General features: G+C 53.1%; 6 protein-coding genes. 4 read left to right on the top strand and 2 right to left on the bottom strand.

Annotated features, from left to right (window positions below):
- The first annotated feature begins 251 nt into the window (after positions 1 to 251).
- Together JUK32_RS05560 and JUK32_RS05555 are read left to right on the top strand one after the other, a co-directional pair.
- Positions 252 to 530 (top strand): hypothetical protein, encoded by a 279-nt coding sequence (locus tag JUK32_RS05560; protein WP_204137860.1) that lies wholly within the window; start codon positions 252 to 254, stop codon positions 528 to 530.
- A complete protein-coding gene (locus JUK32_RS05555) occupies positions 527 to 850 on the top strand; it encodes a hypothetical protein (protein WP_204137859.1) in 324 nt (107 codons plus the stop codon). Before JUK32_RS05560 ends, JUK32_RS05555 begins: the two co-directional genes overlap by 4 nt.
- Here JUK32_RS05555 and JUK32_RS05550 read toward each other — a convergent pair whose 3' ends face one another.
- Positions 851 to 3,019: a hypothetical protein gene (locus JUK32_RS05550; protein ID WP_204137858.1), complete on the bottom strand. Its 2,169-nt coding sequence runs from the start codon at positions 3,017 to 3,019 to the stop codon at positions 851 to 853. It abuts the gene before it with no gap.
- Positions 3,016 to 3,948 carry a DUF4007 family protein gene (locus JUK32_RS05545; RefSeq protein WP_204137857.1) on the bottom strand — a complete coding sequence of 311 codons (933 nt, stop codon included), beginning with the start codon at positions 3,946 to 3,948 and terminating at the stop codon, positions 3,016 to 3,018. The genes JUK32_RS05550 and JUK32_RS05545 overlap by 4 nt, the downstream gene beginning before the upstream one ends.
- A 276-nt stretch (positions 3,949 to 4,224) precedes the next feature.
- Between JUK32_RS05545 and JUK32_RS05540 the strand changes: the two genes are divergently transcribed.
- Both JUK32_RS05540 and JUK32_RS05535 read left to right on the top strand, forming a co-directional pair.
- The gene (locus JUK32_RS05540) at positions 4,225 to 6,243 is read left to right on the top strand and encodes a DNA phosphorothioation-associated putative methyltransferase (RefSeq protein WP_204137856.1); all 2,019 of its coding nucleotides are present in this window, start codon (positions 4,225 to 4,227) and stop codon (positions 6,241 to 6,243) included.
- 206 nt (positions 6,244 to 6,449) lie between these two features.
- Positions 6,450 to 7,457, top strand: a 1,008-nt coding sequence (locus JUK32_RS05535) for a CpXC domain-containing protein (RefSeq protein ID WP_204137855.1), incomplete at its 3' end; no start/stop codon positions are given.

Raw genomic sequence — 7,457 nt, 5'->3', positions numbered from 1 at the left:
TTTGGATCCAGATGACGAAATCAATAAATCCGCCTCTCTAGTTGTCGTCAGCCGACAGGCTCATTGTCGTCTAATATGCTTTACAGGTTTGGGTGATTGTTTGTTGCCTGCCAGGTCTGCAAAATGCCGTTGTCAACCGTTTCCGTCGTCGTTCGGATGCAGAAGAATGCCTGCGTCTTCTCAGGCGGTCAAAGCCAAACAGAAGCTATACGATTTTGTATGCCCCACCCGGGATAGATTTAAGAGCACTTATGGACGCAATTCCCCAAGATTGGGCGATGTATAACTCAGAGGGCAATGCCGAAGTTGCCAAAACGATGCAAGAAATTCGTAAAGCTTTGAGTCGGCAATCCTTGCCAAAAGTTCGATCCTTGTTGAAGACTAAACTTGCTGAAGTCGCTAAAGTTTATCCAGAAATTTACGACACTGATGTCCGAGATACAATCGCGATTCGGTTAACGAAATGGGCTTGTCAGGTGCATGAACTGCCAGCTTCTACGGCTTTATCGGCAGACTACTGGAACCTTTGAAACTACCTGTTGCAATCTGGAAGAAGCGCAAAATGTCGAAGTGTCAAAAATACCCTTTAATTCCCAGCCTTGAAAACCCCGAATCACAGATCAAGGTCTTTACTGCATTAGAGCAGAGGAATGAGGCTGACTACAGATGCTACCAGTTGTTAGAAAAGCTTTTGCTAGGCGTTTCAACAAAAGCTCTTTCAGAGCTTTATGCCTCGCACAGTTTAGAAACTATCGAAGAAGCTACGGAGTTCTTTGAAGAATGTCACGATGCTATCAAAGCTAGACAAGACGCCAATATTGCTTTTTTAAGGGCAGTTGCAGGTGCTTAATCAAGCAGCCACTTGATCGGCTCGTTCGAGCATGGCTTCGATCAGTTCTCGTCGGGCCTTTGCGCCTTGGGAGGTTAGTACCCGACGATTAATAAGTTCATTATCCAGAATCGGGGTCTGAGGATAAGTGCGATCGCAGACCTCCGATAACGCCGATTGAAAAGTCCGAGCATTCGGCATGCGCCGGAGCGTGCCCTCAATCCAGCATCGGTTTTGGCTATTGGCCCAATCAAAGGTTTGACGCACGGTTTCATCCAGCAACCGTTCCGCATCGGTTAACCGCTGCTTGACCTCGCGCCGAGCCACCCCGTCATTTTGCAGTTCAGGGGCGGTTTTCCAGATTTTTTTGAGAACCTGAAACTCTTGAGCCCTGGTTGCCAGTACGTCTAGTTTTGCGACCTCGACGATCACCAACGGTTTGCCATCGAGCGTCTTATCTGGAACCGATTTTAGCTCTGTCCGATCAAGCCAGTACAGAATGAGCCCGTCATACTCCCCAGAGCTACAGGTCAACTTATCGAGGTCTAAACGGCTGTCGCCATAGCGCTGCTCGAAGTAACGCAGAGTACCAGTTGTGGTGTAGTGCCGTTGGGGTACCACCTGCTGAAGCGGATACGCTTGGGATAGGAGGTCAGCAATGGGTGCACGTTCTTGCTCAATTAATTCATAAATTGCTGCTTCAATACTAAAGTCCGAGCCTTGCCAAATGCGTAGCTCCTGGAGCTGACTTCGATAGGTAATCAAGCTACGGTGCTGTAGCTCTTGAATTGCTTTCAGCCAGTTCTCCAGATCATCATCATCCGGGGAGTCGCACAAAGCAAAAGCAACCAATTGAGGTGTTGCTCGAAGAGAGCCCGTTGTCGTAATCAGATTTAGAATACCGATGGTTTTGAGGATCTGAATCGTTTCGGGAGCGCGATCGCGGGCATCCTCGATTAATCCTTGAATCTCTACCCAGCGCTGTAGGTTGATGCGAGACGATAGCCCCGTCACCGACTCTACAAAGTAGTCATAGAGCTGGTAGAGCTTAAGTGTAGGAACCTTTTCGCCCTCCACCTGGGCCGTGGCCATAAATTCTTGTAGGCCATAGGGCTCCTCGCTGGTGAGGAACGTAAACAAGGAGCGATCGTTCTGGGCATACCGAGTACAGAGCAATGGCAGCACCAGTGCAGTGATGGGATGCAAAGGGTAGGCTTTCGCCAGCACATCATCAGCGATGTCATTTTCCGTTAAGACAGGGGCTAACGCCTCGAACCAGCGAGTTGCGCCCTGATGAACGGCATAGAGAATTGGGTCGGCCTGAGAGGAGTCAATGGCCCGACCAATCAACCGCGTCATCTGGCTTGGGGATTCCGCAAAGGGAATGTCCTCAAACCGTCCTTGAATCTTGGTCCACTCGCTCTGCTCAACGGCAGCTAGGCGCTCGCTGTACCCCGCAAAGGATTGGTGCAGCAAGCCCAAGAAATAGACCTGATGGTCCCCTTTAATATCCAGTTCAGCAATTTGCTGCAGCAGATACAAATCCTGCACCCCCTGGTTATGAGCGGCGTACTCCAACGCCTTACCCAACTCATCCACCACCAGCAACATAGGAGTTTGAGCCGCAGTCACCATCGCTTTCAGGAGGTTAAGTAACTCTTGATGGCTAATCTGGGGGTGCCGTGTATCCAGCTCAACTTCCCAATCGGTCAATAATGGCCAAAAGTCCGGCTTTTTCTTTTTATGCCAAAACCTTTCTGCCGCAGTGATCAGAGCCCTGGCGATGCTCCAACTCAACGGCTCTCTTTGTCCTGTCGTAGCAGCCCGCAGCAGCCCTTTTGCCGGAATGTGGACGTTGATCGCCTCCAACTCGGCACTCTCGACAGGAAACGAGCCTTGGGCAATCTCATACGCCTCAGCTCTGACCGAGTTCTTTTCATCAGCGCAAAGCGATAGCAAATAATGGGAAAAGGCTGATTTACCCGTTCCGTAAACCCCAGTAATCGTCCAAGCTCGATGGGCATTGGGATTTCCCAGCGCCCCCAGGATGCGGCGCAGGGCATCAACAGACCGCTCAGTGGGCACATAACCTTGAACGGAGTCAGGTTTGTCTAAATCCCGCACCAGGTTGACCGAGCGGTAGTAGCGACGATTCAGGCTGAAATAGGTCGAAAGTGCTCTCTCAGTCATCTCGCTTCCCCTTGCTGGTCATCGTAGTAGCTGGCCAAAACCTGCTTTGCTAGCTCACTCGGGTGCTCTGTCCTAAATGTGAACTGGAGTTTGCCCGCAGCATCGTCAATGCTCAGCTCCTTGAAAGGATGTTTAACCCGCTCAATCGCATCACAAAGGGCTGACTCATTCAGCTTGAAAATCAGTCCAGGGCTGCCGATGTCATACAACAAATTCGCGATAGAAATGGTTCGGGCTGTCTTAGATGCACCTTCAGCAAAAATCAGTGCAGCATAAACAATGATTTCAGCCGGCAGGTTCTGTTTGGGGCCGATACGAAAAGCGTAGTGGCGCTTATCTCCAGCGGTCTGAATGAGCCGCAAATCAGTGAAAGGACACTCTAAGGCATCTTCACTTAAAGATGCTTTAGCATTTTGCCCGGCATACATCCTCAGAATGCAGCTCACGTCTTTTTTGATCGAGGAATCAGCAATGCGAGTGGCTTCGCGATCGCGGTACTCGCAGAGTGCGTAGTACAGGTCTTCGTAAGTAAACTCGACCTTGTGGAAGTGATTGAAGGTAAAGTGCCAAGCCGTCGCGTGGCAAGGCTGCTGGAGCAGTTGCCAGTGCAACAGCCACAGGGAAGCCGGATCTTCCAAATAGGAATCCCATCCTGCATTGCTCAGCAGCGCTTCTCCAAATTGGGTCGGCCCATCGCCTTCCAGCAGCTCAAAGGCGTTGCACCAATATCGGATCGAACGCACCATATTCTTGCCGACTCCCAGACGGACAGGTGCATTATCTTCGAGGAAAACCTTAGGGTTCTCGGCGGCACGATCGAAGCCTTTCTTCAACCAACCAAAGCGCGGATGAAAGGTTTCATGACGAGCAAACACCGTCAACTTAGACGTTGTCACCTCATCGATATCGAGTGTTGTCTGTCTTGCCATAGTGCCGACTATAGAACCCGTGTACTAAATTATCTGAGTATAAGCTCTCAATGCAATCGGTCATGTAACTAACTGTTGAGAAACCCAGCCCAAGGAGTGACCGATGTAGCCGCCATATTACAAGGTTCAACACTATATGTGGAGTGGCTGAGGTTAAATCAACTTAAATTAGACCCTATACTTGGAATTGATCTTGGCTACCAATCTACAGAACATTTTTGGGAGTTCTCGGTAAGATGGCTCTCATAAATTTGTTTAAGCAGCTTTGCCCTCAGAATGCCTGGGATTTCAATAACTGAGATCAGTACTATCCAGCTTTGCAAACGTAGCCGGGTTGGTAAGCTCCTGCCGGATGCCCTGTATGTTCATGCCTCGGCACTATCTCAGCTAGAGTCTGACCTCCAAGAGCTAGAGCAGCTAGCTAGAAAGGTATCCTCTCAAGTTGAAACCGCAACGATTGTTAAGTTCAGCTTCAACAAACCTCAGATTGTTTATCTGTTTTATCCCGACTTCGACACAGAGGCACACCCTGCCCTGCAAAGTAGCATTCAGGTCAATCTCAAGACGCTGAAAGCTGGAGAACGGGACTACAGCACGACCGATAATCCTCCGGTGTTACATCGCAAGGAAACCTTTGTCACTCGCGACTATCCCCACTACAACACCTTTGCGTGGCTGACGAAGCAAGAGGAAGTTCTGGGGCTACTAGAAGACTCGCGGGGCATTGGTCTCCGTAATGCCTGGGAACAGCGGCTGCGCGATCGCACCCTCGTCATCCACGACCACGCCCTCGCCTGCCCCATTCAAACCGGGGCAAAGCCCACTCAAGCGAAACCCAAGATTCAGCGCCACAAAGCCGCGATCGCCCGCGTCACTGCCTCCAAACCCGTCCGCCTCGCCGTCGAAGCGGATCTCTTTCCGCCCGACACCACCTACTTCGACTACGGTTGTGGTCACGGGGCCGACATCGAGTACATCAAGCGACTGGGGCTAAACAGTTCTGGCTGGGATCCGCACTTTCAGCCCGATGTGCTCCAGACCCCAGCCGACGTGGTCAACCTGGGTTACATCATCAACGTCATCGAAGATACTGCCGAGCGTCGGGAAGCGCTGATTAATGCCTGGGGATTGGCTCAGAAGGTGCTGATTGTCGCGGCTCAAGTTTTAATTGATGACCGTACCCGTGGTGTCATTGCCTACGGCGACGGCATCATCACCAGCCGCAACACCTTCCAGAAATACTACGAGCAGGAAGAACTGAAGTCCTACATCGACCAAGTTTTAGGCGTTGACTCGATTCCGGTTGCCTTGGGGATCTATTTCGTCTTCCGTGATGAAGCCCAGGCCGAAGGCTTCCGCGCCTCTCGCTTCCGCTCCCGCGCCACCGCGCCCCGCATTCGCCTCAAGGTCAACAAATTTGAGGAATACCGCGAACTGCTGCAACCGCTGATGGACTTCTACACCGATCGCGGTCGCCTTCCTACCCCCGAAGAAATCACCACCGATGTAGGGGCGCATGGCTGTGCGCCCTTACCGAAGACGTTTGGCAGCATCAAGCGAGCCTTCAAAGTCATCCTGCAAGCCACCGATGCCGGGGAATGGGACGCCATCGCCGACAAACGCCGCCATGATCTGCTGGTATACCTCGCCCTCAGCCACTTCGGCAAACGACCCAAGTTCAAAGATCTCTCCCCCACCATTCGCACCGATATCAAAGCCCTCTTCGGCAGCTATCAGCAAGCCTGCACCGCTGCTGACCTGATGCTGATGAGCTTAGGGCGCACAGAGCTGATGGCAGAACGATGTCGCCAGAGTGCGATTGGGCAGCAGCGACCCAATTCCCTGTGGGTGCATGTCTCCGCCCTGGATCAACTCGACCCCCTGCTGCGCCTCTACGAAGGCTGCGCCTCCCGCACCATTGGCCGCCCGGAAACAGCGACGGCGGTGAAGTTCCACGTCCAGAAGCCGCAGATCACCTATCTGTTCTATCCCGGCTTTGACCAGGAGCCGCACCCGGCACTGCACACCAGCATGACGATTGGCCTCCGTGATCTCCACGTTCGCTACCGCGACTACGACCTGGACAACCCGCCCCTGCTGCATCAAAAAAATCAGCTCATCACCGAGGATTATCCGGGCTATGCCAAGTTCGCTAAGCTCAGCCAACAAGAGCGCAAGTGGGGTTTACTGGAAGACCCGAAAGCCATCTTTGACCGTCAAGGTTGGGAGCAGTGTTTAGCCGAGCATGGCGCAGAGTTGCGGGGGCATCGTCTGGTGCGGCGGCGAAAACCTTAAACCGAGACTGACTTAGCCAATTGTTAGTTAATGGGTATGGCTCGGCTTATTGATGCCAATCTCCACAAACCTGGATGTCCGGGTACACCGTATGCGAAATCGAGGTTTTGGGCACTGTAGAAGCAAGGCATTGGCCGCATAAGCAACGATATGTCTTCTTGCCGTGGGCCAACGCTCCTCTACCAGTCGTAAAGTTGAGTATCGTAATGGGGTATTCCTACGCCGAGTCGGTCTCTTTAAGCTGCCCAAGCTGCCGAACAGAGTTTGCGGCGCAGTGCTGGCAAATTGTGGACGGGGTAGAACGTCCCGACCTGCTAAAGCGAATTCAGCGGGGTAAACTGCACCGGATGGTTTGCCCCGACTGTGGGCGGGTCGCCGCCACTTTGGATCGGCCCCTATTAATTTACCGACCAGGGCAAACGCCGTCGTTGCTCTTTTCCCCAGCGGAGCAGACGAGCCGAGAGGAAGACCAGGCTCAGGCCCAGGCATTGATCCTGCGGCTGCGGCAGGGGTTGGGGGCAGCGTGGCAAGACGATTGGCTGGAGCCAGGTCTGACGGGAGTGCCCCGGCCGCAGTTGATCCAGGTGCTGGAATCGGGGTTGCCGGTGGCCGCGACCACAACAGCACCCCAGCCGACACCTCCCACCAACCCTTTAGAGGAGCTGCCAGCCCCCCTAAAAGAACTGCTGATGGAACTCGCTCAGAGTGGGGTAGACCTAAACTCGCCAGAGGACTTAGAAAAGCTATTGCAGAGTCGGCCAGAGTTGCGGGCGGCAATAATGGCAGCCATGGGGTCCAGGGTCAGTGAAAGTGCTCCAAGTTCTGGAAATACCGGCGATTTGCAGCAGATTTTGCAAGAACTGTCGCAGCCTGTGCAAGATATCCGGCAGATGGGGCGGCGGGTGGAACTGTGCCGTCAGGCACTAACCCTAGTGTCTCACCAGGGCAACAAGGAGCTTTGGGCGGCACTTCAGGGAAATCTGGGCAATAGTTTGGCCCAAAATCCCCTGGGTAATCGCGCCCAGAATATCGAGCAGGCGATCACCGCCTACCAGCAGGCCCTCACGGTGAGGACGCAAACGGCGATGCCCGTCGAGTGGGCCACTACCATGATGAATCTGGCAAACGCCTACCGTAACCGCATCCGGGGGGACAAAGCGGCGAATATCGAGCAGGCGATCACCGCCTACCAGCAGGCCCTCACGGTGATGACG

Origin of the sequence: Halomicronema sp. CCY15110 (genome assembly GCF_016888165.1) — a bacterium.
In the GTDB taxonomy this organism is placed as follows: domain Bacteria; phylum Cyanobacteriota; class Cyanobacteriia; order Phormidesmidales; family Phormidesmidaceae; genus Halomicronema.
This window is presented reverse-complemented; position numbering and strand designations above follow the sequence as displayed.